Source organism: Paraburkholderia bannensis (assembly GCF_014200455.1).
In the GTDB taxonomy this organism is placed as follows: domain Bacteria; phylum Pseudomonadota; class Gammaproteobacteria; order Burkholderiales; family Burkholderiaceae; genus Paraburkholderia; species Paraburkholderia bannensis_A.
Window position 1 is genome coordinate 488,647 of the sequence record NZ_JACHBW010000002.1, and the last position, 26,944, is coordinate 515,590.

25 protein-coding genes are annotated in these 26,944 nt (G+C 64.1%); 15 read left to right on the forward strand and 10 right to left on the reverse strand.

Annotation, left to right across the window (positions count from 1 at the left end):
• The first annotated feature begins 9 nt into the window (after positions 1-9).
• Positions 10-867 (forward strand): cytochrome c oxidase subunit 3, encoded by an 858-nt coding sequence (locus F4827_RS05285; protein ID WP_183722512.1) that lies wholly within the window; start codon positions 10-12, stop codon positions 865-867.
• Positions 868-1,020: 153 nt separating this feature from the next.
• Here the strand turns inward: F4827_RS05285 and F4827_RS05290 are convergent, their stop codons facing one another.
• Positions 1,021-1,230, reverse strand: a complete 210-nt coding sequence (locus F4827_RS05290) for a twin transmembrane helix small protein (protein ID WP_167067557.1) — start codon at positions 1,228-1,230, stop codon at positions 1,021-1,023.
• A gap of 162 nt (positions 1,231-1,392) precedes the next feature.
• Between F4827_RS05290 and F4827_RS05295 the strand changes: the two genes are divergently transcribed.
• The 6 genes from F4827_RS05295 (at position 1,393) to F4827_RS05320 (ending at position 6,649) form a co-directional block, all read left to right on the forward strand.
• Positions 1,393-2,181 carry an SURF1 family protein gene (locus F4827_RS05295; RefSeq protein ID WP_183722515.1) on the forward strand — a complete coding sequence of 263 codons (789 nt, stop codon included), beginning with the start codon at positions 1,393-1,395 and terminating at the stop codon, positions 2,179-2,181.
• A 209-nt stretch (positions 2,182-2,390) separates the two neighbouring features.
• Positions 2,391-2,948, forward strand: coding sequence for a cytochrome C oxidase subunit I (locus tag F4827_RS05300; protein ID WP_221303600.1), 558 nt, complete (start codon positions 2,391-2,393; stop codon positions 2,946-2,948).
• A gap of 39 nt (positions 2,949-2,987) precedes the next feature.
• Positions 2,988-4,097: a heme A synthase gene (locus F4827_RS05305; RefSeq protein WP_183722521.1), complete on the forward strand. Its 1,110-nt coding sequence runs from the start codon at positions 2,988-2,990 to the stop codon at positions 4,095-4,097.
• Between the two features lie 9 nt (positions 4,098-4,106).
• Positions 4,107-5,012: a heme o synthase gene (gene cyoE / locus F4827_RS05310; RefSeq protein ID WP_183722525.1), complete on the forward strand. Its 906-nt coding sequence runs from the start codon at positions 4,107-4,109 to the stop codon at positions 5,010-5,012.
• A 46-nt stretch (positions 5,013-5,058) separates the two neighbouring features.
• On the forward strand, positions 5,059-5,661 hold the full coding sequence (locus F4827_RS05315; protein WP_409258766.1) for an SCO family protein: 603 nt from the start codon (positions 5,059-5,061) through the stop codon (positions 5,659-5,661).
• A 175-nt stretch (positions 5,662-5,836) separates the two neighbouring features.
• Positions 5,837-6,649 carry a MetQ/NlpA family ABC transporter substrate-binding protein gene (locus tag F4827_RS05320; RefSeq protein WP_183722530.1) on the forward strand — a complete coding sequence of 271 codons (813 nt, stop codon included), beginning with the start codon at positions 5,837-5,839 and terminating at the stop codon, positions 6,647-6,649.
• A gap of 137 nt (positions 6,650-6,786) precedes the next feature.
• Here the strand turns inward: F4827_RS05320 and F4827_RS05325 are convergent, their stop codons facing one another.
• Positions 6,787-7,224, reverse strand: coding sequence for a MarR family winged helix-turn-helix transcriptional regulator (locus F4827_RS05325; protein WP_183722533.1), 438 nt, complete (start codon positions 7,222-7,224; stop codon positions 6,787-6,789).
• A gap of 423 nt (positions 7,225-7,647) precedes the next feature.
• Here F4827_RS05325 and F4827_RS05330 point away from each other — a divergent pair, with 423 nt between their 5' ends.
• The 5 genes from F4827_RS05330 (at position 7,648) to nagE (ending at position 15,176) form a co-directional block, all read left to right on the forward strand.
• A complete protein-coding gene (locus F4827_RS05330; protein ID WP_167067318.1) occupies positions 7,648-8,382 on the forward strand; it encodes a GntR family transcriptional regulator in 735 nt (244 codons plus the stop codon).
• 130 nt (positions 8,383-8,512) lie between these two features.
• Positions 8,513-9,616 (forward strand): N-acetylglucosamine-6-phosphate deacetylase, encoded by a 1,104-nt coding sequence (gene nagA / locus F4827_RS05335; RefSeq protein ID WP_183722536.1) that lies wholly within the window; start codon positions 8,513-8,515, stop codon positions 9,614-9,616.
• The gene (locus tag F4827_RS05340; protein WP_183722727.1) at positions 9,609-10,616 is read left to right on the forward strand and encodes an SIS domain-containing protein; all 1,008 of its coding nucleotides are present in this window, start codon (positions 9,609-9,611) and stop codon (positions 10,614-10,616) included. The genes nagA and F4827_RS05340 overlap by 8 nt, the downstream gene beginning before the upstream one ends.
• A 39-nt stretch (positions 10,617-10,655) precedes the next feature.
• On the forward strand, positions 10,656-13,283 hold the full coding sequence (gene ptsP, locus F4827_RS05345) for a phosphoenolpyruvate--protein phosphotransferase (RefSeq protein ID WP_260174989.1): 2,628 nt from the start codon (positions 10,656-10,658) through the stop codon (positions 13,281-13,283).
• A gap of 144 nt (positions 13,284-13,427) precedes the next feature.
• Positions 13,428-15,176 carry an N-acetylglucosamine-specific PTS transporter subunit IIBC gene (nagE, locus tag F4827_RS05350; protein ID WP_183722542.1) on the forward strand — a complete coding sequence of 583 codons (1,749 nt, stop codon included), beginning with the start codon at positions 13,428-13,430 and terminating at the stop codon, positions 15,174-15,176.
• 63 nt (positions 15,177-15,239) lie between these two features.
• Here nagE and cydB read toward each other — a convergent pair whose 3' ends face one another.
• The 4 genes from cydB to rpoH all read right to left on the reverse strand — a co-directional run bounded on the left by cydB (position 15,240) and on the right by rpoH (position 19,529).
• Positions 15,240-16,376, reverse strand: coding sequence for a cytochrome d ubiquinol oxidase subunit II (cydB, locus tag F4827_RS05355; protein ID WP_183722545.1), 1,137 nt, complete (start codon positions 16,374-16,376; stop codon positions 15,240-15,242).
• A gap of 32 nt (positions 16,377-16,408) precedes the next feature.
• Positions 16,409-17,995, reverse strand: coding sequence for a cytochrome ubiquinol oxidase subunit I (locus F4827_RS05360; protein ID WP_183722548.1), 1,587 nt, complete (start codon positions 17,993-17,995; stop codon positions 16,409-16,411).
• The gene (gene cydP, locus F4827_RS05365) at positions 17,985-18,248 is read right to left on the reverse strand and encodes a cytochrome oxidase putative small subunit CydP (protein WP_183722551.1); all 264 of its coding nucleotides are present in this window, start codon (positions 18,246-18,248) and stop codon (positions 17,985-17,987) included. The genes F4827_RS05360 and cydP overlap by 11 nt, the downstream gene beginning before the upstream one ends.
• Positions 18,249-18,587: 339 nt before the next feature.
• The gene (gene rpoH, locus F4827_RS05370) at positions 18,588-19,529 is read right to left on the reverse strand and encodes an RNA polymerase sigma factor RpoH (protein ID WP_183722553.1); all 942 of its coding nucleotides are present in this window, start codon (positions 19,527-19,529) and stop codon (positions 18,588-18,590) included.
• A gap of 653 nt (positions 19,530-20,182) precedes the next feature.
• Between rpoH and F4827_RS05375 the strand changes: the two genes are divergently transcribed.
• Positions 20,183-20,566, forward strand: coding sequence for a nuclear transport factor 2 family protein (locus F4827_RS05375; protein WP_183722555.1), 384 nt, complete (start codon positions 20,183-20,185; stop codon positions 20,564-20,566).
• 192 nt (positions 20,567-20,758) lie between these two features.
• Here F4827_RS05375 and leuA read toward each other — a convergent pair whose 3' ends face one another.
• The 3 genes from leuA to ybiB all read right to left on the reverse strand — a co-directional run bounded on the left by leuA (position 20,759) and on the right by ybiB (position 24,003).
• The gene (leuA, locus tag F4827_RS05380) at positions 20,759-22,405 is read right to left on the reverse strand and encodes a 2-isopropylmalate synthase (protein WP_183722557.1); all 1,647 of its coding nucleotides are present in this window, start codon (positions 22,403-22,405) and stop codon (positions 20,759-20,761) included.
• Complete coding sequence (locus F4827_RS05385) at positions 22,395-22,598, reverse strand: hypothetical protein (RefSeq protein WP_183722559.1); 204 nt, start codon at positions 22,596-22,598, stop codon at positions 22,395-22,397. The genes leuA and F4827_RS05385 overlap by 11 nt, the downstream gene beginning before the upstream one ends.
• Before the next feature lie 424 nt (positions 22,599-23,022).
• Positions 23,023-24,003 (reverse strand): DNA-binding protein YbiB, encoded by a 981-nt coding sequence (gene ybiB / locus F4827_RS05390; protein ID WP_183722561.1) that lies wholly within the window; start codon positions 24,001-24,003, stop codon positions 23,023-23,025.
• Positions 24,004-24,286: 283 nt separating this feature from the next.
• On the opposite strand from ybiB, the gene F4827_RS05395 reads away from it, so the two are divergent.
• Positions 24,287-24,985: a fumarylacetoacetate hydrolase family protein gene (locus F4827_RS05395; RefSeq protein WP_183722563.1), complete on the forward strand. Its 699-nt coding sequence runs from the start codon at positions 24,287-24,289 to the stop codon at positions 24,983-24,985.
• A gap of 29 nt (positions 24,986-25,014) precedes the next feature.
• Positions 25,015-25,662 carry a maleylacetoacetate isomerase gene (gene maiA / locus F4827_RS05400; protein ID WP_183722565.1) on the forward strand — a complete coding sequence of 216 codons (648 nt, stop codon included), beginning with the start codon at positions 25,015-25,017 and terminating at the stop codon, positions 25,660-25,662.
• Between the two features lie 87 nt (positions 25,663-25,749).
• Here the strand turns inward: maiA and ftsY are convergent, their stop codons facing one another.
• On the reverse strand, positions 25,750-26,883 hold the full coding sequence (gene ftsY / locus F4827_RS05405) for a signal recognition particle-docking protein FtsY (RefSeq protein WP_183722567.1): 1,134 nt from the start codon (positions 26,881-26,883) through the stop codon (positions 25,750-25,752).
• Positions 26,884-26,944 lie beyond the last annotated feature (61 nt).

The window sequence follows — 26,944 nt, forward strand, 5'->3', positions numbered from 1 at the left end:
GAAACAGGCATGAGCGGTCAAAACGATAGCCCGTACTACTTCGTACCGCATCCGTCGCGGCATCCGATCAGCGCGGCCATTGGCCTGCTGGTCATGCTCTCGTCGCTCGCGTCGTGGATCAATGGGGACTCGTGGGCGCCGATCGGCGTGGTCGTCGGTCTCTTGTGGCTGCTGTTCACGCTCTGGCACTGGTTCGGCGATGCGATCTCCGAATCCGAAGGCGGCATGTACGGCAAGCGCGTGGACGTCTCGTACCGCTGGAGCATGAGCTGGTTCATCTTCTCCGAGGTCATGTTCTTCGGCGCGTTCTTCGGTGCATTGTTCTACGCGCGCCAGATCGCGCTGCATCAGCTGGGCAGCCTCGACTTCAAGCTGATCTGGCCGGACTTCGCGGCGGTGTGGCCGAACAACGGTCCGGCGGCGCTGGTTTCGCACTTCCGCTCGATGACGCCGTGGCCGGTACCGACCATCAACACGGCGCTGCTGCTTTCGTCGGGCGCGACGCTCACGGTCTCGCACCACGCGCTGCGCGACAACCATCGCCGCAAGGCCATCGCCTGGCTCGCGGGGACGCTGGTGCTGGGGATCTGCTTCCTTTGTCTGCAAGCCTTCGAATATATCCATGCGTACAACGAACTGAATCTCACGCTGGCTTCGGGCATCTACGGTTCGACGTTCTTTCTGCTGACCGGCTTTCACGGCTTTCACGTGTTCCTCGGCGGCACGATGCTCGCCGTCGTGATGATCCGTCTGATTCGCGGACATTTCACGCCGGAGCATCACTTCGCGTTCGAAGGCGCGGCGTGGTACTGGCACTTCGTGGACGTGGTGTGGCTCGGTCTCTACGTGGTGGTGTACTGGCTGTGACGCGCGCGGCGCGCTTTGCTTACCTGGAAAGCGCGCCTGAAAACACGATGGCGCCGCTCCGACATGGTCGGCGCGGCGCCTCGGTTTTTGCGGATCCGTTTTTGCGGATCCGGCTGATGCGCGGATCGGGCTCGTGTGCGGATCAGGCGCAGATTATCGGCCGATCGGAATGCCAGTCGGCTGGATCCAGCCCATCCAGTGCGCAAAGAGAATGAACAGGAACAGCGAGATGGAGAAGCCCACGCGCGTGGCGAGCGACCAGACCATGCGCTTGGTGCGGCCCCGGTCGTGCATCATGAAATAGAGCGCCGAGATCATGCTCGCGATGATCAGCGCGAAGGCAATGGGGACGAGTATGTGCAGGAAGTTCACGGCGGAATGTGCGAAATCTCGTATGACGCGAGTGTCTTGGGCGTCTCGGGTGTCTTCTATGTCTGATACGTTGGGCAGAACCAGTCTCATTATCGCACCGCGCTGTAGCGTGCGGGGTTCGATCGATCGTATGTGCCGCATCGGTCGTGCCCGATGAAGATCCGTCTCGTTCCCGCGTTGCTGATCCTGATCGTGATGGCCGTGACGATACGGCTGGGCTTCTGGCAGCGCGATCGCGCGCATCAGAAGGAAGCCTTGCAGGCGCAAATTACGCAGTACGAAAACGCCGCGCCGCGAACGGTGGGCGCTGCGCCAATCGCGCTCAAGGCCATCGAATTCCATCGGGTACGCGCAAAAGGCACGTTTGAGCCTGCTCGCGTGGTGTATCTCGACAATCGTCCCTATAAAGACCAGCCAGGCTTTTACGTGGTGATGCCGCTTAAACTGGACGACGGCGGTTATGTGCTGGTCAACCGAGGCTGGTTGCCGCGCAGCATCGACAATCGCGAGCGTATCGCGCCCTATGAGACGCCCACAGGATCGGTGGAAGTGGAGGGCATCGCACGCGCGGACGCCTCGCGCGCGTTCGAACTAGGTGTGGGCGGCTCTGCAGCGCACCAGAAGATACGGCAGAATCTCGGCGTCGCTTCCTACGCGGCGGAAACCGGCCTGCCGCTGCAACCGTTCGTGATCCAGCAAACGGGCTTCGTTCCCGCCGCGCAGCCGCCCCTCAAGGACGGTCTCGTGCGCGACTGGCCCGCGCCCAACACGGACGTCGAACGCAACATCGGCTACATGTTCCAGTGGTGGGGCATGGCGGCGGCCGCACTCGGATTCGGTCTTTATGCGGCTCGTCGAGCTGCGACAAAAGAGCGCATGCAGTCCGGTGAAAAACACGGTCCGCAGGAACAAGGGCCGGTTCATGGCGCAAAGGACGCCTGACGATCGATCGTCGTCAGCGCAAATTAGCGCGTTGCGGCAGGCGCAGCGCAGGCTCAACAGGAAGCGACAGAAACGAGGTTCACGCAGTGTCGACGCACTCTCCCGATACCACGCATAACGCGCAAAAAGCGCATACCACGCAGGATCTCCGCAACGCGGCGCAACAGGGCGGCCCCCAGCCCAAGGGCTCGTGGCGGCGCGGCCGCTGGATGCTGTTCCTGATCGCGCTGATCTGCGGCGCGCCCATCGCCCTCTCGTACTTCACGTACTACGTGGTCAAACCGAAGGGCGGCAGCACCAGCTACGGCACCCTGATCGAGCCGCAGCGCCCGATTCCGTCCGCGCTGACGGTGACGGGCGACGACGGCCGCGCCGTGCCGCTCGATTCACTGCGCGGGCGCTGGCTGATGATTTCCGTCGATGGCGGCGCGTGCGACGAAGCCTGCGTGCACAAGCTGTATTTCATGCGCCAGGTGCGCGCGACGCAGGGCGCGGAGCGCGAGCGCGTGCTCACGCTCTGGCTGCGCACGGATGACGCAAACGTGCCCGCCGTGGTGAAGAGCGCGTACCCCGACACCCGCATGCTGCGCGCCGATCCGGCCGCCGTGGCTGCATGGCTGCCCGCCACCGGCACCACCCACGACACCGATCACATCTACCTGGTCGATCCGAACGGCAACCTGATGATGCGTTTTCCCGATCATCCGGATCCGTCAAAGATCAAACAAGACGTGACTAAGCTCCTCAAGTGGTCCAGCATCGGTTAAGGTGCGCAGCGCGAGTTCTGACAGAAAAGAGTACGAGAGATGTTTATCCTGGAGCTGGGCCTGATTGGCCTGTGCGTCGCGTTGCTGCCGCTTTCGTGGGTGTGGGTCAAAGCCGACGACAACAAATTCCGCAAGCTCGTGTGGCTCACGACCTTCATGACGCTCGACCTGGTCATGTTCGGCGGCTTTACGCGTCTGACCGATTCGGGGCTCGGTTGCCCCGACTGGCCGGGCTGCTACGGCACCTCGTCGCCGTTCATCGCGCATGCGCAGATCGCCGCCGCGCATCTGGCCATGCCGAGCGGTCCCGTGAGCATGTCGAAGGCGTGGATCGAAATGATTCACCGCTACTTCGCGATGGCGATCGGTGTCCTCATCATCGCGCAGATGGCGATTGCCTGGCGAGCGCGCATCAAGCGCCTGCCGCTGCATGTATCGCCGTGGTGGCCAACAGCGCTGCTCGGGCTGATTCTCGTGCAGGGCATCTTCGGCGCGTGGACCGTGACGATGAAGCTGCAGCCGGTGATCGTCACCACCCACCTGTTGCTGGGCCTGACGCTGCTCGGCACGCTCGCGTGGCTTGCCGCGCGCATGACGCCTTTGCCCGCCTATGAACCCGACGCCGTGCGCTGGCGCGTGGCCGCGCTCGCGGCGCTCGTGCTGCTGATCGTGCAGATTGCGCTGGGCGGCTGGGTCAGCACGAACTACGCCGTACTCGCCTGCACCGACTTCCCGACCTGCAACGGCGCGTGGATTCCGCCGATGGATTTCCATCACGGCTTCCACCTGTGGCGCGCGCTCGGCATGGACGGCAATGGCGATGTGATTACGCAGGACGCGCTCGTGGCGATTCATTGGACGCATCGCACGTTTGCCTTCGCCGTGATCGCTTATCTGGTATGGTTCGCCCTCAAAATGCGGCGCTATGCCTCGTTGCGCCGCCCTGCAAACTGGGTTCTGATCGTGATTGCTATCCAGTTTCTGACAGGACTTTCCAACATCGTCCTGCAGTGGCCGCTGCCCATCGCGGTGGCCCATAACGGTGGCGCGGCGATCCTGCTGCTTTTGCTCGTCGTGCTAAACTTTCGAATTGCTTGTAGCCGCCCCGGCCGCGCTGTTCTCCCTGCGCGCGACACCGCTGCGGTGTGATCCCGCCCTATGGAAAGTACAACCCTCCCCCAGTCATCCGGTAGCCGGATTTCGCAGTATCTCGCGCTCACCAAGCCCCGCGTGACCCAACTGGCCGTGTTCTGCGCGGTCATCGGCATGTTCCTCGCTGTGCCGGGCATGGTGCCCTGGAAGCAGCTGATCGGCGGCACCGTCGGTATCTGGCTCACGGCAGGCGCGGCTTTCGCGATCAACTGTCTGGTCGAGCAAAAGGTCGATGCGCGCATGCGCCGCACCTCGTGGCGCCCGTCGGCGCGCGGCGAGATCACCAGCGTGCAGATCCTGATTTTCTCGGCGGTCATTGGCGGCCTGGGTATGTGGGTGCTGTACACCTTCGCCAATCCGCTGACGATGTGGCTGACGGTCGCGACCTTCATCGGCTACGCAATCATCTACACGCTGCTGCTCAAGCCGGCCACGCCGCAGAACATCGTGATCGGCGGCGCTTCGGGCGCCATGCCGCCGGCGCTGGGCTGGGCGGCAGTCACCGGCCACGTGCCCGGCGACGCCTGGATTCTCGTGCTGATCATCTTCGTATGGACGCCGCCGCACTTCTGGGCGCTGGCGCTCTACCGCCGCAAGGACTACGAAGCAGCCGGCCTGCCGATGCTGCCCAACACGCATGGCGAAAAGTACACGCGCCTGCATATCCTGCTGTATTCGCTGATTCTCTTCGCGGTTGCGCTGATGCCCTATATCTCGGGTATGAGCGGCCTGCTGTATCTCGTGTCGAGCGTGCTGCTCGGCGCGATCTTCCTCGCCTATGCCTGGAAGATCTACCTCGAATATTCGGATCAGCTCGCTCGCGCGATGTTCCGTTACTCGATCATCTATCTCTCGCTGCTGTTCGTCGCGTTGCTCGTCGATCACTACGTGCATGCGCTCATCGGAGCGTAAGACCATGAATCGACGCACGCTTGCGCGCGTGGCGCGCGCGACGGTGATGGCGCTGGCCGTCGCGGGTGCGGTGGGCGCGACGCTCGGCCTCGAAGGCTGCGGCCAGCAGCCGCCGTCGTTCTCGAACCTCGACATCACCGGCAATACGCAGTTCGGCAACAACTTCTCGCTGCCCGATTCGAACGGCAAGACGCGCACGATGGCCGATTTCAAGGGCAAGGTCGTGGTGCTGTTCTTCGGCTACACGCATTGCCCGGATGTCTGCCCGACCACCATGGCCGAGCTTTCGCAGGCGCTGCAGCAACTGGGCCCCGATGCCGGCAAGCGCGTGCAGGTGATCTTCGTGAGTGTCGATCCCGAACGCGACACGCCGCAGATCCTCGGTCAGTACGTGAGCGCCTTCAATCCCACCTTCATCGCGCTGCGCCCGGCCGACGACGCGCAGCTCAAGCAGGTGACGAAGGACTTCCGCGTGTACTACGCCAAGGTGCCGGGCAAGACGGCTGACGGCTACACGATGGATCACACTGCCGCGAGCTACGTGTTCGATACCACCGGCAAGCTGCGCCTGTTCGCACGCGACGGGCAGGGCGTCACACCCTGGGTGCACGACCTCAAGATCCTGCTCGGCTCGAACGACGCCAACTGATTCCCACGCCTGCATGCGCCGCGGCTATGCGCTGCGGGCATACCGCCATGCGATTTCTGTCTTTCGCGCCGTTGGCGCGATATGAGACCATTTCTGGCTGGCAGCGGGCGGCACACAATGCGGCCCGGCAGCTCAACAACGTAATAAACAGGCAACAAGCGGAACTACCATCTCCATGCAGCGCAGAAATCTGATCAAAGTACTCCTCGCCGGCGTCGCCGCCACCACGCTCGCAGCCAGCTTCGGCGCACGCGCAGACGACCAGGTCATCAAGGTCGGCACCGTGTCGGGTCCGGACGCCCAGGTGTGGGCCGTGGTCCAGAAGGTCGCCAAACGCGAAGGCCTGAACGTCAAGGTCATCGAATTCAACGACTACGTGCAGCCGAACGCGGCGCTCGATTCGGGCGACCTCGACGCGAACAGCTTCCAGACCGGCCCGTACCTCGACAGCCAGATCAAGCAGCGCGGCTACAAGATCGTCAACGCCGGCCTCACGTACATCTCGCCGATCGGCGTGTACTCGAAGAAGCTCAAGTCGCTGGGCGACCTGCCGCAAGGCGCGAAGGTCGCGGTGCCGAACGATCCGTCGAATGAAAACCGTGCGCTGCTCGTGCTGCAAAGCAAGGGCGTGATCAAGCTGCGCGCAGGCGCGGGCACCAACGGCAACAACGCCACGCCGCTCGACGTCGCAGAAAACCCGAAGAAGGTGAAGCTGGTCGAACTGGACGCCGCGCAACTGCCGCGCGCGCTGGGCGATGTCGACGCCGCCGTCATCAACACCAACTACGCTTTGGCCGCCGGCCTGCAGCCGACCAAGGACGCCATCGCCCTGGAAGACACGCACAGCCCGTACGCCAACCTGATCGCCGTGCGTGCCCAGGACAAGGACAAGCCGTGGGTGAAGAAGCTGGTTGCCGCGTACCAGTCGGAAGACGTGCGCGTGTACATCAAGAACCAGTTCAAGGGTTCGATGATCCCGTCGTTCTAAGCGTGTGAGGATGCGCGGTCTGGGTGCCACCCAGGCACCACCCAGGCGCCGCGTCCGGTTGTCCTCGCAAGTAAAAAAGCCGCTGCACGATCAACGTGCAGCGGCTTTTTTTCGTCTGCGATCCGGGTTGCCGGGGTCTAGCCGAGCAGGCGCTGGACGACTTCCATCGCCTTGATCAGTTCTTCCTGCTCGACGATGGAGAGCTTGGCTAGCCGGTCGGCCAGCCCGCCGATCGCGGCGTCCCTGAGCGTTGCGTAGGTACTGCGGCCAGCGTCGGTCAGATAGATAAAGGTGCGGCGTGCGTCGGCCTGCGAGGCAGCGCGCGCAATCAGGTGGCGGCGAGCGAAGCTCGCGAGAATGCGGCTCAAATAGCCTGAATCGAGCGCCAGGGTGCGCGCAAGCGTTGCGGAGGTCTGCGTGCCCCCGCTGTCGAGCTCGCGCAGTACGCGGATTTCGGTCAGCGAAAACGGCGAACTGGGCTGATCGTCCTGTTGCGTCCCCAGGAACGTTCGATAAAAGCGATTGAACTGCAGGACGGCTTCTGCACGCCGTCTCGTGTCGGAATCATTCGACAAACTGGGTACCCGTGGTCAGTTCGTTGATATTGGTCAGATGCCACTATATGGGATGTCAGAGGCGCGCGATATCGTTCACTTTCTGAATCTTCGCATTGGTTCTACGCCGGTATCAAGCTGGGATTCCAAAGCGGGATCGCTGGAGCGAGAGTGGTTGCGGCTGGAGAGCCCAAATTGGACTCTCCAGGGAAAATACCAATGCGTGATGGGTCGCCTGCTGAGTCTTATAAAACTACACAATCCATTGATTTATAACGAGTTTGTCTCGCTTGCGACAAGGGTTCGGCATAGGTTGACTGGTATTATTGTGGTTATATAATGGGCTCGCTTTCGCACCGGACCGACACCACGCCGTTTTTGTCGCGTTTATTTCACGATCTGTCCGGGCGCCCCACGATCCGTCAAACCGCTGGCCGGAGTTCCATGGAAACCCGTTGGTCTGCCCTGATGCCCGATGCGCGCAACGTCACGCCGCTCTATCTGCAGCTGGCGCGCAACCTTGCCACGGCCATACATTGCGGCGTCTGGTCGGCGGGCGAGGCGCTGCCTTCGGAGCGCACGCTCTCGGATGCGATCGGCGTGTCGCGCATCACGGCGCGCAAGGCGATCGAACTGCTGGTTGAACAAGGCTTGATCCGGCGCGCGCGTGGTGCGGGCAGCTTTATCACGCCGCGCGTGGAAGATCCGCTCTCGCGTCTGACCGGCTTCACGAAGAAGATGGAGCAGCGCGGTTTCACCGCCGATTCGGTGTGGCTCGAACGCGGCGTGCGCCCCGCGCATCGAGAGGAGATCGTGCAGCTAGGCCTGTCGCCGGGCGCTTCGGTGTCGAGCCTGCGGCGGCTGCGCCGCGCGGATGGCATCGTGATGGCGGTGGAACACTCGGCCTTGCCGGTGTCGATCGTGCCGGACCCGCAGGGCTTCGACGGCTCGCTCTACGCGTATCTGGAAGCGCGCGACATGCCGGTGGTGCGCGCACTGCAGCACTTTCGCGCCGTGAATGCGACCGGCGAGATCGCCGAATTGATGGGCGTGGAGCCGCGCGCGGCGCTGCTGGTGATTACGCGTGTGGGTTTCTCGCGCGACCAGCACGCCATCGAGCTGACGGACACGTACTGCCGCGATGGTTATTACGACTTCGTCGCGGAGCTGCGCCAATGAATTTCGCAGTGCAGGCGACCCCATTCAGCGCGCGCGGGAACACTCGCGCGCGCCACGACTCTCTCATGCACGTCACCGTCAAGACTGACCGCGCGCAGGCCGTTGCCGCGCGCAATTTCGGAAAAATCTCATGCTGAGCGGAAATATTCTCACCCCTGATGGCTGGATCAACGGCACGCTGACGTTCGAAAACGGACGCATCACGTCGATCGAGGGCGAGGCCGCCGATCCGGCGAAGAACGACGCGCCCTACATCCTGCCAGGCTTCATCGACCTTCACGTGCACGGCGGCGGCGGCGCGGACGTGATGGAAGCGGGCAACGCAATCGAAACCATTGCGCGCACGCATGCGCGCTTCGGCACCACGAGCCTGCTGGCGACCACCATGACCGCACCGCGCGACGAGCTGATGAACGTCGTTGCGGGGCTGGGCGACGTCGCGCGTAAGCGCACGCCGGGCGGCGCGCGCGTGCTGGGCGTGCATCTGGAAGGGCCCTACATCAATCCGGGCAAGCTGGGCGCGCAACCGGACGCCGCGGTCTCCGCGGTGCTCGACGAAGTGCTCAAGTACCTGTCGATCGCGCCGATCCGCGTGGTCACCGTCGCGCCGGAAATCGCCGGTCATATCGAGATCATCGGCGAGATGGCGGCGCGCGGCGTGCGCGTGCAGATCGGCCATACGCTCGCCACTTACGACGACGCCGTGAACGCGCTCAAGCACGGCGCGTGCGGTTTCACGCACCTGTTCAACGCGATGTCGCCGCTGCATCACCGCAATCCCGGCGTGGTCGGCGCGGCGCTCGCGCATGCCGAATACGCTGAAATCATCCCCGACCTGCTGCACGTCCACCCGGGCGCGATCCGCGCCGCGCTGCGCGCGATTCCGCGCCTCTACGTGGTGACGGACAGCACCTCGGCGACCGGCATGCCCGACGGCGAATACCGCCTGGGCAGCCAGCACGTCACCAAATGCCTCGGCGGCGTGCGTCTCGCGGACGGCACGCTCGCGGGCAGCACGCTCACCATGGACCAGGCCTTGCGTAATCTCGTCTCGCTCGGCTTGCCGATCGCGGACGTATCCGCTCGCCTGTCGCGCTACGCGGCCGACTACCTTGGCATCGAAGACCGGGGCCGCCTCAAGCGCGGCGCCTGGGCCGATGTCAACGTGTTCGACCGCGATCTGGCGCTCACCGCGACCTATGTCGAAGGAGAATCGCTTGTCGAATATGCTTAAAGAAGCGCTGGCCTCGGCCAGCGTCGTCGCCGCGCAACTGGCGGAAACCTCGCGCGTCGAGGCGCTCGCCAGTGCGCTCGAAGCCACGCCGCGCCATGTCGCGCTCACCGTCGCGCGCGGCAGTTCGGACCACGCCGCGAGCTATTTCGCCGCGCTCACCATGAGCCGCCTGGGCGTGCCGGTCGCCTCGCTGCCGATGTCGATCGCCACGCTGCAACAGGCGCCCTTACGTGTAAGCGGCCAGTTTGCCCTTGCTTTCTCTCAATCAGGCAGGAGTCCTGATCTGGTGGCGACCATCAAGGCGCTGCGCGACGCAGGTGCGCTGACCGCCGCGATGGTCAACGTGGCCGATTCGCCGCTCGCCGAGGCCGCCGGTACGGAACTGCCGCTGCTCGCCGGTCCCGAGCTGAGCGTGGCCGCCACCAAGAGCTATATCGCGATGCTGGCGATGTCGGCGCAACTGGTGGCGTTCTGGCAGCGCGACGCCGCGTTCCTTGACGCCGTGCGCGCGCTGCCCGATGCATTGCACCGCGCGGGTGCGCTCGACTGGTCGAAGGCCGTCGATGAGTTGCGCGACGTCAAGCAGATGATCGTGATCGGTCGCGGCGCGGGTCTGGCCATCGCCCAGGAGGCGGCGCTCAAGCTCAAGGAAACCTCGGGCATCCAGGCCGAAGCGTTCTCCAGCGCCGAAGTGCGTCATGGCCCGATGGAATTGATTGGAAACGACTACCCGCTGCTGGTGTTCGCACCGCGCGGGCCGGAACAGGCTGGCCTGATCGAACTCGCGCGCGACATGCAAAAGCGCGGTGCGCGCGTGCTCCTGGCTGCGCCCGCGAATGTGCCGCAAGCGTCGCTGCCGCTGGTCGAAACCGCCGATGCGGCGCTCGATCCGATCGCGGCGATTCTTTCGTTCTACGTGATGGCGGCGGGTCTTGCCGCGGCGCGCGGCCGCAATCCGGATGAGCCGCGTTACCTGAACAAAGTCACCGAAACCCACTAGATTGGAAAGCTGATGGAACGCATCCAGGAGTCCCGCCTGATGAACCCGGAAAATTCCGCCGACCAAGGCAAAAGCGAGGGCAAAAGCGGCAGCATCGAGCTGGTCGCGCCGCTCTCCGGCCCGGTCGTGCCGCTCGCCGCAGTGCCCGATCCGGTGTTTTCGGAAGGCATGTTCGGCGACGGTATCGGCATCGATCCGCTTGCTGGCAAGTTGCTGTCGCCCTGCGACGGCACGGTCATGCATCTCGCGCGCACCGGCCACGCCGTGACGCTTGAGACCGCCGAGGGCGCTCAGGTGCTCGTGCACATTGGCATCGATACGGTCGAACTCAATGGCAAGGGTTTTTCGCCCAAGGTCGAGCAAGGCGCGAAGGTGCGTCGCGGCGACCTGCTGATCGATTTCGATCTCGATGTCGTGGCATGCGAGGCGCCGAGTCTCGTTTCGGTGATCGCGGTGGCGAACTCCGATGCGTTCGAAGTGATCCAGCGCGCAGGCGCGGGCCGCGTGGAAGCGGGCCAGACGCCGCTGCTGGTGCTGCGCGCGCGCGACGGCGCGGCGCAAACGGTGGGCGCGGCCGGCAGCGCGAATCTGGTGATGGACGAAGTGCGCCGCAGCGTGACGCTCACACATGCGGGCGGACTGCATGCACGGCCCGCCGCGCGGGCGCGCGAAGCGGTGCGAGGCATCGAGGCGCGCGTGGAAGTGCGCTTCGGCGAACGCAAGGCGGCGATCGAAAGCGTGGTCGGCCTGCTGGCGCTGGGTGCGGGCGAGGGCGCGACCATCGAGCTCGTCGGCATGGGGCGCGAGGCGCAGAAGGCGGTCGATGCGGTCGCCAATGAACTGCTACGCGAAGCGCCAGGCGAGGCGCATGAGGCGCCTGCGCGTGCGTTGTCGCCTGCACCGGCGGCTGCGCCTGTGACGGCTGCGACTGCGCCCGCTGCTACGAACGCCGCGTCTGGCACGCTCACGGGCGTGTGCGCGGCGCCCGGCGTCGCGGTCGGCAAGCTGGTGCGCTGGGACGATGCCGAAATCGCCCCGGCGGAACTCGCGAGCGGTCCCTCGGCGGCGGAAAGCCGTCTGCTCGACAAGGCCGTTGCAGCCGTGGATGCGGAACTCGATACCTCGGTGCGCGCAGCCTCGCAACGCGGTGCGATCGGCGAAGCGGGTATTTTCCAGATGCATCGCGTGCTGCTCGAAGACCCCACACTGATCGATGCGGCGCGCGATCTCATTAGCCTCGGCAAGAGCGCGGGCTTTGCGTGGCGCGAGTCGATCCGCGCGCAGATCGCCGTGCTCGGCAAGGTGGACGATCCGCTGCTGGCGGAACGCGCCGCCGATCTGCGCGATCTTGAAAAGCGCGTACTGCGTGCGCTCGCACTTACGAGCGGTGCGGCCAACACGCCAGCCGCACGCCAACTGCCTGACGAAGCCGTGCTGGCCGCCGACGAATTCACGCCGTCCGACCTCGCCACGCTCGACCGCAAGCGCGTCACCGCGCTCGTGATGGCGCGCGGCGGCGCGACCTCGCACGCCGCGATCATCGCGCGACAGGCCGGCATTCCGGCGATCGTCGCGCTCGGCGATTCGCTGCACAAGATTGCCGAAGGCACGGAAGTGGTGGTGGACGCGGGCGCGGGCCGTCTTGTGCACGCGCCCAGCGCCCAGGACATCGAACGCGCACGCGCCGAAAAGCAGCGCCTCGCGGGCGTGCGCGAAGCCAACCGTCTGACCTCCCAGCAAGCCGCCGCCACGCGCGACGGCCACGCGATCGAAGTCGCCGCGAACATCGCGACGCTCGACGATGCACGCACAGCGGTCGAGAACGGCGCGGATGCCGTCGGCCTGCTGCGCACCGAACTGATGTTCATCCACCGCCAGGCCGCACCGACGATCGAAGAGCACCGCCAGAGCTATCAGGCGATTGCGCAGGCGCTGCAAGGCCGCCCGGCGATCATCCGCACCCTCGACGTGGGCGCGGACAAGGAAGTCGACTACCTCACGCTGCCGCCCGAGCCGAATCCCGCGCTGGGTCTGCGCGGCATCCGCCTCGCGCAGGTGCGCCCCGATCTGCTCGACGACCAGTTGCGCGGCCTGCTCGCGGTCGAACCGTTGAGCGCGATCCGCATCCTGCTGCCGATGGTCACCGATGCGGGCGAGCTGATCCGCCTGCGCGAGCGCATCGACCTGTTCGCGAAGGAAGCGGGCCGCACGGGACGCGTCGAAGTGGGCGTGATGATCGAGGTGCCGTCTGCCGCGCTGCTGGCCGATCAACTCGCGCGCCATGCCGATTTCCTCTCGGTGGGCACCAACGATCTCACGCAGTACACGCTGGCGATGGACCGCTGCCAGCCCGATCTCGCGGCTCAGGCCGACGGCCTGCATCCGGCCGTGCTGCGCCTGATCGCCGTGGCGGTGGAAGGCGCGAGCAAGCACGGCAAATGGGTGGGCGTGTGCGGTGCACTGGCGGGCGATCCGCTTGCGGTGCCGCTGCTTGTGGGCCTGGGCATCACGGAACTGTCGGTGGATCCGGTTTCCGTGCCGTCGATCAAGGCGCGCGTGCGCAACCTCAACTACACCCAGTGCCGCGAGCGCGTGTTCGATCTTCTCGCGCTCGAATCGGCGCAGGCCGTGCGCGCGGCGAGCCGTGCGCACTGGCCGCTCGACTGACCTGTGCCGACCCGCATGGTCGGCAGGGTAAATCGTTAAATATCCTGATTAAAAGTCGTCAACACCCCGGCGCGCGCAGCGATCGTGCGCCGGCTTTTCTCACCTCGATATCTCACGCAAGAGACAGGGTCTGGAGGCAGTTCGATGGATGGCAATCCGTTTCTTAAAATTCAGAGCCTCGGCCGCGCGCTGATGCTCCCGATCGCAGTGCTGCCCGTTGCGGGCATCCTGTTGCGCTTCGGCCAGAGCGACATGCTCAATATCAAGATCATCGCCGATGCCGGTGGCGCGATCTTCGATAATCTTCCGCTGCTGTTCGCGATCGGCATTGCCGTGGGTTTCGCGAAGGACAACAACGGCGTGGCGGCGCTCGCGGGCGCACTCGGCTATCTGGTCGAAATCGCCGTGATGAAGGACATCAACGACAAGCTCAATATGGGCGTGCTGTCGGGCGTGGTGGCCGGCGTGGTGGCGGGGATGCTGTACAACCGCTTCAAGGACATCAAGCTGCCCGAGTTCCTCGCGTTCTTCGGCGGCAAGCGTTTCGTGCCGATCATCACCGGGCTCGTCTGTCTGTTGCTCGGGGTGATATTCGGCTACGCGTGGGGGCCGGTGCAGGCGGTGATCGATTCGGCCGGCCACTGGCTCACCACGGCGGGCGCGATCGGTACCTTTGTCTATGGTCTGCTGAACCGTCTGCTGCTGGTGACGGGGCTGCACCACATCCTCAACTCGCTCGTATGGTTCGTGTTCGGCACCTTCACGCCCGCTGGCGGCGCGCCGGTGACGGGCGACCTGCACCGCTTCTTCGCAGGCGACCCCACAGCGGGCGGCTTCATGGCCGGCTTTTTCCCGGTGATGATGTTCGGTCTGCCCGCTGCGTGCCTGGCGATGCTGCACGAAGCGCCGAAGGAAAAGCGCGCGATGGTGGGCGGCCTGCTGCTATCGATGGCGCTCACTTCGTTCCTCACAGGCGTGACCGAGCCGATCGAATTCACCTTCATGTTCCTGGCTCCCGTGCTGTACGGCATCCACGCGGTGCTCACGGGCCTGTCGCTGGCGATCTGCTCGCTGCTGAACATCAAGCTTGGCTTCACGTTCTCGGCGGGGGCGATCGACTACGTCCTGAACTACGGCCTGTCGACGCACGGCTGGGAAGCGATTCTGCTGGGTCTGGTCTACGCGGTGGTGTACTACGGGCTGTTCCGCTTCTTCATCCGTCGCTTCAACCTGCCGACGCCGGGCCGTGAAGCTTCGGCGGGCGACACGGCAATCGCCGCGTCGATGTCGGGCGTGGCGGTGGCCGGTGCCGCATCGGCGACGCGCGCGACGCGTTATATCGATGCGCTTGGCGGCGCGGCCAACCTCAAGGTGGTCGATGCCTGCACGACGCGTCTGCGCCTGAACGTGGTGGACCCGGCGCATGTGTCGGAACCGGCGCTCAAGGCAATCGGCGCGCGTGGGGTGCTCAAGCGCGGCGGGGAAAGCGTGCAGGTCATCATCGGGCCGGAAGCGGACATCATTGCCGACGAAATCCGTCGCGAGATCGCGAGTGGCCGTCCGGCTGCGGCTGCTGTTCCATCAGCGGTTGCCGCGCCGGTCGCTGAGGCGGCCGTTGCGGGCGCGGCGCCTGTGGCGACGGCAAACGAAACCGGTCCGCTCGATCCCGATCCCTCGCGCTGGCTCTCGGTGCTGGGCGGCGCGGCGAACATCGTCTCGCTCGACGCGGTGGCGGCCACGCGCCTGCGCGTGATCGTGCGCGACGCCGCGGCGGTCGATCGCGCGGGTCTGGGCTCGCTGAATGTGGTGTGGGTGGCGACCGATACGTTGCACATCGTCGTGGGCAGCGCCGCGCAGCGCTACGCCGACGCGCTTTCGCTGCAATCGGCCTGAGCGTATCTGTTCTCGCTTCAATAAAAAACCGGCGCTCGCGCCGGTTTTTTTATGCCACCACGCTCAGTACAACGAATTGCGTTTGTCCTCGACGGCTTCGACCGTCACCTTGCCGCGCATGATGCGATACGCCCACGTCGTGTAGGCGAGCACGATCGGCAAAAAGATCACGACCGCGACCAGCATGATTTCGAGCGTCATCTTGCTGGAGGTGGCGTCCCATACGGTCAGGCTGGAGCGCGGATCGAGCGAAGACGGCATGATGAATGGAAACATCGAAAATCCCGCCGTCAGGATCACGCCGATGATCAACAGCGATGTGCCCAGAAACGCCGTCTTCTCCAGCCGCGAACCCGCCACCGCAAACGCGATCACACCGCCGATGATCCCGGCGATGGGGGCAATGGCCATCCAGGGATAGATCACGTAATTGCTGATCCAGAGCCCGGTGCCCGGTTCCACGCTCTTCAGGAGCGGATTGGCGACGGTGTCGTAAGGTGCGGGGTTGGTGATCGCAAAGCCGCCGATCATCGTCGCCACCAGCGCACCCGCGACGATAAAGAGCACCACCGCCAGTCCCGCCGTGATGCGCAATGCCTTCGAGGCGCGCGCTGCCACGATGCCGTCGCTTTTCAGTTTCACGAACGCCGCGCCGTGCGCGGTGAGCATGGTCAGGCTCACGAGCCCGCAGATCAGCGCGAACGGATTGAGCAGCGCCCAGAAACTGCCATAGTAGGTCACGCGCAGATCGGTGTCGTACTGGAACGGCACGCCCTGCAGCAGATTGCCGAACGCCACGCCAAACACCAGTGCGGGCACGAAGCCGCCGATGAAGAGCGCCCAGTCCCACGCGCCGCGCCATTTTGGGTTGTCGCGCTTGCCGCGATAGTCGAAGCCCACGGGCCGGAAGAATAGCGCGAACAGCACCAGCAGCATCGCGAAATAAAAGCCCGAGAACGACGCCGCATAGACGAGCGGCCAGGCGGCGAACATCGCGCCGCCCGCCGTGATGAGCCAGACCTGGTTGCCTTCCCAGGTCGCGCCTACGGTGTTGATGACGATGCGGCGCTCGGCATCGGTCTTGCCGATGAATGGCAGCAGCACGGCCGCGCCCATGTCGAAGCCGTCGGTGAGCGAAAAGCCGATCAACAGCACGCCGATCAGCACCCACCAGATTACCTTGAGCGTTGCGTAGTCCATGGTGTGGTTCCTTGCCGGGGTTGCCTGGGGGGTTACGCGACGCGGTTGTCGCTTGTCACCGTCGCCGTCTGCTCGTGGAAATAGCGGCCCGTGTGCAGCGCGGAAGGTCCGAGGCGCGCGTACTTGAACATCAGCGTGATCTCGATGATGAAGAGCGCCGTGTAGAAGATGACGAAGCCGGCGATGCTCAACATGACGTCGCCGGGCGCGAGGCTCGACGCGGAGAGGTGTGTCGGCAACACCTCGGCGATGGTCCACGGCTGGCGGCCCACTTCAGCCACGACCCAGCCGAATTCGGCGGCCAGCCACGGCAGTGGAATGGCCCACACGATCCAGCGCAGGAACCAGCGGCGGTTTTCCTGCAGCAGCGAGCGCTGTGCGCAGAACCAGAACGCCAGCACGAAGGTCAGGAGGAACAGCATGCCCAGCCCGACCATCACCCGGAAGGACCAGAACACGGGCGCGACCGGGGGGATCGAATGCTTTGCGGCGGCCTTGATCTGCTCGGGTGTGGCGTCCACGACTTTGGGGGCGAACTGCTTCACCAGCAGGCCGTATCCGAGGTCGGCCTTGTGCGCTTCGAAGACGGCGCGTGTGTCGTTGTCGGCATCGCCTGCTTTCATCTTTTGCAGCGCGGCGTAGGCCAGCATGCCGTTCTGGATGCGCACTTCGGCGCGGCCCATCAGATCGCGCAGCCCGATCACGGGTTCGTCGATCGAGCGCGTCGCGATGATGCCCATGAGATACGGAATGCGGATCGCGTAATCGGTGCGCTCTTCCTGCTGGTTAGGGATGCCGAACAAGGTGAACGGTGCGGGGGCGGGCGCCGTGTCCCATTCGGCTTCGATGGCGGCGAGCTTGATCTGCTGGACTTCACCCGTGCGATAGCCCGATTCGTCGCCCAGTATGATCACGCAAAGCGTGGACGCCAGCCCGAAACCCGCCGCAATCGCAAACGAGCGCAGCGCGAATTCGGTGTCGCGGCGGCGTAGCAGATACCACGAGGATATGCCGAGCACGAACATCGACGCTGTCACGTAACCGGCCGACACCGTATGCACGAACTTCACCTGCGCGACCGGATTGAAGATCACCTGGAACAGGCTCGTCAGCTCCATGCGCATGGTTTCGTAGTTGAACGATGCGCCGACGGGATTCTGCATCCAGCCATTGGCGATCAGAATCCACAGCGCCGACAGATTCGAACCGAGCGCGACCAGGAAGGTGGTGACCAGATGGCCGCCCTTCGTCATGCGGTTCCAGCCGAAGAAGAACAGACCCACGAAGGTCGATTCGAGGAAGAACGCCGCGAGTCCTTCCACGGCGAGCGGCACGCCGAAGATATCGCCCACGTAGTGCGAGTAGTACGACCAGTTCGTGCCGAACTGGAACTCCATGGTCAGGCCGGTGGTGACGCCCATCACGAAGTTGATCGCGAAGAGCTTGCCCCAGAACTGTGTCATGTCCTTGTAGATCTGTTTGCCGGTCATCACGTAGACCGACTCCATGATGACGAGCAGCCACGACAGCCCGAGCGTGAGCGGCACGAACAGGAAGTGATAGAGCGCCGTGACGCCGAACTGCAGGCGCGACAGATCGACGGTTTCGCTAATGGGCATGGTGGTCCCCTTGATCCACTTTCGGCGGAGTCGTCCCGGGCACGGAGAGAATTGCCTGGGCGACGTCCGCGGGCCGCATGGACATGTTTTCGGCTTGCGGATGATTGAAGAATGCATACTTCAGCGCCATCAGCAGTACGAGCTTGATGACGAGGACGAGCACAATGTCGCGCGCGAAAGTGGGGCCGCGCGCCCAGCGCAGAATGCGTCCGCGCAACGGTGCAGGGGGAGACTGGCCGGAAGTGGAAAGCATGGCGACGAAGCGGCTCCTTGCTGGTCCGTAAAGTCGTGTTTCCTGGGCGCGAGGCAAACTGCATCGCACCCGCTTCTCCCTTGTTATTCAGGTACTCGCTTTTGTGGTTCTTTGCACCGCTGGAGCATCGCGACCTCATTGTTATAGGTCAAACTTTCGAGATCGAATGCCGGGAAATGTGTTGCGTTGATCTATGCCAATGTAGGAGTAGGGCGACATCGGCGTGTGACTTATCTTATGAGGGAACGCAATTCGGCGACGCGAAGTTGTACGCGCGAAAAGAAAAAGCCCCGCTCGGTGAGAGCGGGGCTTTCGGAACAGCGTTTGGGCGATCTGCGCTTACGCGTATTCAGCCAGCGCAGTGCGCATCTTCTTCATCGCGCTGGCTTCGATCTGGCGGATACGCTCAGCCGACACGCCGAATTCGTCGGCCAGTTCGTGCAGCGTCGAACCGCCCGATCCGTCGTCTTCGACGTTCAGCCAGCGTGCTTCGATAATGCGGCGGCTGCGCGCGTCGAGTGCTTCCAGTGCACTCGCAATGCCGTCGGACTGCAGACGGTCGCGCGAGCGCGCGGCCAGCACGGCGCTCGGCTCGTTGTGCGAGTCGGCCAGCCAGGCGATCGGCGCGAACGATTCTTCGCCGTCGTCGTTCTGGCTTTCGAGCGCGATGTCGGCACCCGACAGACGCGTTTCCATCTCGACGACTTCTTCGCGCTTGACGTTCAGTTCCTGCGCCAGACCCTCGATCTCTTCGGGCGTGAATGATTGCAGGCCTTGCTTATGGCTGCGCAGGTTGAAGAACAGCTTGCGTTGCGCCTTGGTCGTCGCGACCTTCACCATGCGCCAGTTGCGCAGGATGTATTCATGAATTTCGGCCTTGATCCAGTGCATGGCGTACGACACGAGACGTACGTTCTGCTCCGGGTCGAAGCGCTTCACGGCCTTCATCAGGCCGATGTTGCCTTCCTGGATCAGGTCGGCGTGCGGCAGGCCGTAGCCAAGGTAATTGCGCGCAATCGAGACGACGAGACGCAGGTGCGAAAGCACCAGGCGGCGCGCGCCTTCAAGATTGTTTTGCTCGCGGAACTCGGTCGCGAACTGGCGCTCCTCTTGCGGCGTCAACATCGGGATCCGGTTCACGGCCTGAATGTAGGCGTCGATGTTGCCCAACTGGCCGGGCAGCATGGAAGCGTTCGCGAGCGCCAGTACACCCGAACCCCCGGCCTTGGCCGACGACGGGCTCAGCGTATTCGGAAGGGTCATGGTCATTGCGTTGCTCACGTAGCGAACTCCTCAGGAATCTTGCAAAAGTCGGACTGCGACTCCACGGTGGATGTTAGCACTCTGAATCAGTGAGTGCTAATACTTGGAGTCTGTAGGGCCTTCATGGTTCCGTAATTTCTATCGAAAACTTGTTTCAATAGGTTTCAGTGAAAAGCCGTCAGGCAAGCTGGGCGGGGCTTGCGACCCGGACAGGCCCGCGCACACCGGCAGGCCGAGGAAATACTCTAGTACGAGACCGCTGCCGGAAGGCAAGCGAAGGGGAAAAAGGGCTGGAATAGCTGCGCTTTGAAGTGATGTTTGCCACGAGATTGCCACGATTCTTATCGTAGCTAGGCGGTCTTAATCAGGGCTTAAATTCGGGGCTTAAATTCGGACTCAAATCCAGGACTCAATCGCGATTAAATCTGGCCCGAATTTTCCTCTCACCGCTTATCCGATAGACATCAGACTTGTCGGAAAGTGCGACGCGGCGGCGTTGAGGCGGGCTTTCGTTTTGTGCGTGTGCGCTCGCTAACCCACTTGGTGGCGCTCGCTTTGATCGCAAGTATCCTTGCGCGAAATCCTGGTATAAATTTCAGCGAGGCGCGTGCGGTAAATCTTCGGTGCGGGTAGGCGGATGGCCGTCGGCTCGTGCGCAAGGGGCTTGAGCAATGGCAGCAAAAGTAATCGATGCGATTCGCGGGCTGGAGCGAGAGCGCTTCCGCGCGATGGTGGACGGTGACGGCTCGTCGCTGGATCAGCTGCTTTCGGATAGCGCGACCTTCGTGCATACGAACGGCAAGCGCGAGACCAAACAACAGTTCATCGATGCGATCACGGAGGGGCGTCGCCGCTATCGCCAGATCGAGATCCAGTCGCAGGACGTGCTGCCCGTGGGCCGCGAGACCTGCCTGATCTCGGGCCGCGCGCTCATCGAGATGGAAGCGAACAACGGCGCGCTGCTCTACCCCATTGCCTACACGGCTATCCAGACCCAGGAGGATGGCCACTGGCGTCTGGTTGCGTGGCAGGCGACGCGTTGCGCAATCGAGTGACGACCGGTAAGTCCACTCGCCGATTCCGCTTGTCGGCCCAGCGTTAGCGCCTTGGCGCTGACTCTGGCCCCCGCAGGGCGGGGATGACATCGGGCGCACGCCAGCGGCCCGTTTTGCCGCCGGCGCTCAACGGCGCCGCCTTCTTTACTGCTTCTACAAACCTGCTCGAAAGATCGCTCGATCGCGCTGCGATCAGGCCGCCACGCGGCGGTCGACCTGCGTCCACGCCGAGCGATTGATCGCGCTGACGACAGCGGCTACGACCGCCTGCGCCGCATCGTCCGCCACGCCCACGCCGTGACGCAGCGACTGACCACGCACTCGCGCGCCCACGAAAACCGCCGTGCCGCCTTGTGCCGTGCGGGTCGATTCGAACGACGTGATCTCGATGCCCTGGCCGGCCGCCGCCGCAATCGCCGTCGCCACGGCTTGAGCGTGCGTGCCGTCGATGGCCGCCGCCGCGGGAATCGCCACATCGCGGCCTTCAAAGCGCACGCGGTTCGCGCCGGTCAGTGCCGCCGGGCCTTGCGTTTCGAGGTACTCGCTGGCGAACAACGCGCAGATCGCATCGCCCGTGATTTCCTCGCCGGACGCGTCCGTGACCGTTTGCACGGCATGGCTGAATTCGATCTGCACGCGGCGCGGCGGCGTGAAGCCCATGCCGCGTTCGAGCAGATACGTCGCGCCGCCCTTGCCCGACTGGCTGTTCACGCGAATCACGGCGTCATAGCTGCGTCCAAGATCGGCGGGATCGACGGGGAGATACGGCACTTCCCAGACGGTATCCGGCTGCTGAACGGCGAAACCCTTGCGGATCGCGTCCTGATGCGAGCCCGAAAACGCGGTGAAGACGAGGTCGCCCGCATAAGGATGACGGGGATGTACGGGGAGCTGGTTGCATCGCTCGACCACACGGCGCACCGCATCGATATCCGAAAAATCGAGACCCGGATCGATGCCCTGCGTATAGAGATTCATCGCCAGCGTGACGATATCGACATTGCCGGTGCGCTCGCCGTTGCCGAACAGGCAGCCTTCGATGCGATCGGCGCCCGCGAGCAGCGCCATTTCGGCGGCGGCCACGGCTGTGCCTCGGTCGTTATGCGGATGCACGGAAAGCACGATGCTGTCGCGATACGCGAGATTGCGGTCCATCCACTCGATCTGGTCGGCGAAGACGTTGGGCATGGCCGCTTCGACGGTCGCCGGAAGATTGACGATCATCTTGTGATCGCGCGTCGGGCGCCACGTCTGGGCTACCGCATCGCACACTTCGCGCGCGAAAGTCAGCTCGGTCATGCTGAAGGTTTCGGGCGAATACTGGTAAGTCCAGTGCGTTTGCGGGTTTTTGTCGGCATGTTCGCGGATGATGCGCGTGCCGTCGACCGCGAGCGCCTTCACTTCGTCCTTCGACTGGTTGAACACGATCTTGCGGAACGACGGGCAGATCGCGTTGTAGAGATGGACGATGGCGCGCGGCACGCCTTCGAGCGCCTCGAAGGTGCGCGCGATCAGTTCTTCACGCGACTGCACGAGCACTTCGATGGTGACGTCGTCGGGAATGCGCTTTTCGTCGATCAGCTTGCGCACGAAATCGAAATCGGTCTGCGAAGCGGACGGAAAACCGACTTCGATCTCCTTGAAACCGATCGCGACGAGCATCTCGAAGAATTCGGTCTTCTGCTCGATGCTCATCGGCTCGATCAACGACTGGTTGCCGTCGCGAAGATCGGTGCTCATCCAGATCGGCGCGCGTTCGACGGTGCGCGTCGGCCATTTGCGGCCGTTCAAACGGATGGCGGGGAAGGGGCGGTACTTCTCGGCGGGATTACGCAACATGACGAGCCTCGTTCTTCATGGTGTCGTTTGCGATGGCGGTCGGCAGCGGGCGGCTGGCGGGCTGGCGACGAAGCACGATGCGCGAAACTTCATGCGTACGGGCGGCAACCGCGCACGCGAAGAAGACGGCCACGGTGACGGCGGTAGCCGGCGCGGCGAAAGCGGACGTGAACGATGCCCATGCAACGTGCATTTTGACCTCGCGACTCGTCCGGACGGTAGACGGACGAATGCAGACGACAGGTTGTAGAGATACAGCGGATTTGGGGTACTGCGAGAACTGCTTTGGGAGGACCGCGGTGACCGGAGAGGTGGTCGTTGCGGCGCTACACCAGCTTTAGGCTAGGCGTAGCGATAGGGCCGATAGTAGGCCGTGGGCAATGCGGAGGGTGTTCGGGAAGGAACGCATTCGTCCAATGTAAATCAGGGCGCTTGCGCGTGTCAACACCGAATTTGCAGATTGCGCGTGTGCAGTTGCGCGAAGATGGCCGATGAAGCGCGCCGATTGTGGTTGCGCATGTTGCGCCTGTCGTTGCGCAGGTCGGGGGCATCTCGCGCGCATTGCCCGCGCCGCCTGGCGTTCAGCGGCTTGGGCGATGCGTCGTGTGCTTCGTCGCTTAGCGCTTCGTAATGCGTTTGATCGTTTCGATCTGCCGCGCGATCGCCTCGGGCACCGGCGCTTCGCCGCGCAGCACCGCTTCGATCCACGCGGAGGTGGTGGCGGCGTCGCGTGCTTCCGGAAGATCGACTTCGGGCGCATCGCGCGACGAGCGCTCCGGCTCGATCAGCGTTTCGCAGACGCCCTCGTGCAGCCAGTCCACCTGCACCTGGCGGCGCGTATCGGCGACCGCTTCGCCTTCGGTGCCGCGCGCGAGCAATGCGCCGCCAACAGCAGCATCGGGATGCGCCGCGAACAGCGCGCTCAGGCTCTCGCGATAGGGCGGATGCGTGTAGTTCACCAGCCGCAGACCGGGTTGCGCGAACGGTTGCAGCAGTTTCACCAGCGTATGGGTGGAATTGCGCACGCCCATGCGCCGACGCAGCGAGAGCAGCCGCGCGAGTTGCGGCGCGAGCGTTTCGATCGGCGCGAACGCGACCTTGCGCTCGGCCAGTTGCGCCTCGATTTCCGCGTGGTCGTGCACAGCGGGGCGATTGAGCGCCGCGAAAATTTCCGCGCTCGTCACGCGGCCCGGATCGGTGACGACGCCGTGCACGAGCGTCGGCACGCCCTCGCGCGCGAGCAGCAGGGCGAGCAGCGGCACGAGATTCGGCTGCTTGCGCGCGCCGTTGTAGCTCGGGATCGACACCGGCCGGTAATCGCCTTCAGCCACGACTAGCGGCGCGAAGGACGCGTGCGCGGCAGCGAGCATCGCGGCCAGTTCCTCGGCGGTTTCGCCCTTCAGGCGGTAGGCGAGCAGCACCGCGCCCAGTTCCAGATCGGATACGCGGCCGTCGAGCATGGCCGCATAGAGCGCGTGCGTATCCTCGGACGAGAGCGAGCGCGCGCCATTCGGCCCGCGGCCGATCTCCTTGATAAAGCGGGCGCAGGAGAAGGTGTCGGTGATATCAGTGGAACCGGCGGATTCGGGGGCGTTCATGGCGGCGTGGGTGCGCAAGCGGCGAGCTGCGTCGCTCCGTTCAATTTGGGATAGCGGGGATGAAGGAAGTATCGCACGACGCGCGCAGCGAGACCGGACGCAGTAGGGGCAGCAACCGTAGCAGCAGCGGCAGCAGGGGATTTGCCGTAATGCTTTGTTGCCGGACCGTGATGACGCCCTTATGCCGCTGCGCGTTACACTCGTGCGTTATGTGTGTTGTGCCTTGCTGCGCGCCGGTTTGCAGTGCCGGTGTCCTGGCATCATCAATAAGACGGAGATTTCGATGACTTACGTATTCGATCCGGCGCCCCTCGCCGCCGTGCCGGTTGCCGGCAGCGACGCGCGCTTTCCGGTGCGCCGTATCTACTGTGTTGGCCGCAATTACGAGGCACATGCGCGCGAGATGGGCCACGATCCGAACCGCGAGCCGCCGTTCTTCTTCGCCAAGCCCGCCGATGCCGTGCTCTATGTCGCGCCGGGCGTCACGGCCGAATTCCCTTATCCGGATCAGTCGCAGAACGTGCACTTCGAAATGGAGCTCGTCGCGGCGATCGGCAAGGGTGGCAAGAACATTCCCGTCGAGAGCGCGCTGGATCATGTGTTCGGTTATGCGCTGGGCCTCGACATGACGCGCCGCGATCTGCAGGCTGAAGCGAAAAAGCTCGGCCGTCCCTGGGATACGGCGAAGGGCTTCGATCATTCCGCGCCCATCGGTCCGATCCATCCGGTGACGCAAGTCGGCCAGATTGGCCAAGGTGCGATCTGGCTGAACGTGAACGGTGAGGAAAAGCAGCGCTCGGATATTTCCCAGCTGATCTGGCCGGTTGCGGACACGATCGCGTTCCTTTCGACGCTGTTCGAATTGAAGGCCGGCGATCTGATCTACACCGGCACGCCTGAAGGCGTGGGCGCGGTCAAGCGCGGCGACGTCATGACGGGCGGTGTGGATGGCCTGGGCGAGTTCGCCGTGCGCGTGGTCTGATCGAACCGAGAAAGGAGCGTGAGAGGAGCATGAAGCTTTACAGCTATTTCCGCAGTTCGGCGTCGTATCGCGTGCGTATTGCGCTCAACCTGAAAAATCTGCCGTACGAGTACGTGCCGGTGCATCTGGTGCGCGATGGAGGCGAGCAACTCAAGCCCGAATATCGCAAGGTCAATCCCGATGCGATCGTGCCGACCCTGATCGACGACGATAACCACGCAATCCAGCAGTCGCTCGCGATCATCGAGTACATCGAAGAGACGCATCCGGAGCCGCCGCTGCTGCCTGAGTCGCCGGCCGACCGCGCGCACGTGCGCTCGCTCGCGCTTCAGGTGGCGTGCGAAATCCATCCGATCGACAATCTGCGCGTGCTGAAGTACCTCAAGCACACGCTGGGTGTGGACGAGGCGGCCAAGGACGCGTGGTATCGGCACTGGATCGAGAACGGTTTTGCGACGCTGGAAGAGCGGCTCGCGAACGATGCGCGCACCGGCAAGCTCTGCTTCGGCGATACGCCGACCATCGCGGACCTGTGCCTCGTGCCGCAGGTGTTCAACGCGCGTCGCTTCAAGATCGACACCACGCGCTATCCCACGATCCAACGCATCTGCGATTACGCGGAACAACTGGACGCATTCGCGCAAGCCGCGCCGGGAGCGCAACCGGATGCGGAATGACGCCTCGTCAGGCGTCGATCGGTGAAAAAAGGGCGCCGTTCGCGAGAACGGCGCCCTTTTGACTTCAGCGCAACGGCGGCGTGCGGCTTAGCTGCCCAGCAGCGCGTCCGCGAATTCTTCGGCAACGAACGGCTGCAGGTCTTCGACCTTCTCGCCCACGCCGATGAAATACACCGGCACCGGACGCTGGCGCGCGATCGCCGCCAGAATGCCGCCCTTGGCCGTGCCGTCGAGCTTGGTGACGATCAGACCCGTGAGACCCAGCGCATCGTCGAACACCTTGACCTGCGTGAGCGCGTTCTGGCCCGTATTTGCGTCGATCACCAGCAGCACTTCGTGTGGCGCGCCGTCGAAGGCCTTGCCGATCACGCGCTTGACCTTCTTCAGCTCGTCCATCAGGTGCAGCTGGGTCGGCAGGCGCCCGGCGGTATCCGCCATCACGACGTTGATGCCGCGTGCGCGCGCGGCGTTCACGGCGTCGAAAATCACCGCGGCGGGGTCGCCGCTTTCCTGCTGCACGACCGTGACGTTGTTGCGCTCGCCCCAGATCGTCAACTGCTCGCGCGCGGCGGCGCGGAAGGTGTCGCCGGCAGCCAGCAGCACGCTCTGGTCGAAGTTCTGCAGATGCTTGGCCAGCTTGCCGATGCTGGTGGTCTTGCCCGCGCCGTTCACGCCCGCGATCATCATGACGAGCGGCTGCGCGCGGCCCAGCATGAGCGAGCGCTCAAGCGGCTTGAGCAGGTCGATCAGCAACTGACGCAGCGCGGTTTTCACCTGCTGCGCTTCGGTCAGACGCTCGGCGCGCACCTTCTGGCGCAGCGCTTCGAGCAGATATTCGGTGGCGTCCACGCCCGCGTCGGACATCAGCAGCGCGGTTTCGAGCTCTTCGTAGAGATCGTCGTCGATCTTCGCGTTGACGAAGATGCTCTGGATGTTCGAGCCGGTTTTCGAAAGGCCTGAGCGCAGGCGCGACAGCCAGGACTGCTTCGCGACGGCGTCGGGCGCGGGCGGCGGCACGATTTCGACGGTCTCGAATTCGCTTTCGTCGCTTTCGCTGTTTCCGCTAATTTCGGCTGCGCGCGGCGCGTGCGGCTCGATCGCGGCGGGCGCTTCAGGCGTTTCTAGCGCCTCACTCCCCGCTTGCGCTTCGTCCTGTGCGGCTTCGGCTGCGTTATTCCCGGCGCCCTTCGAGCCCCGGAGTCGTTTGAAGAAACTGAACATGATCTGGTGTGGTGGGGTCGCGTTGCGGGTCTGACCGAGGGACGGTCATCGACGTCGAAGA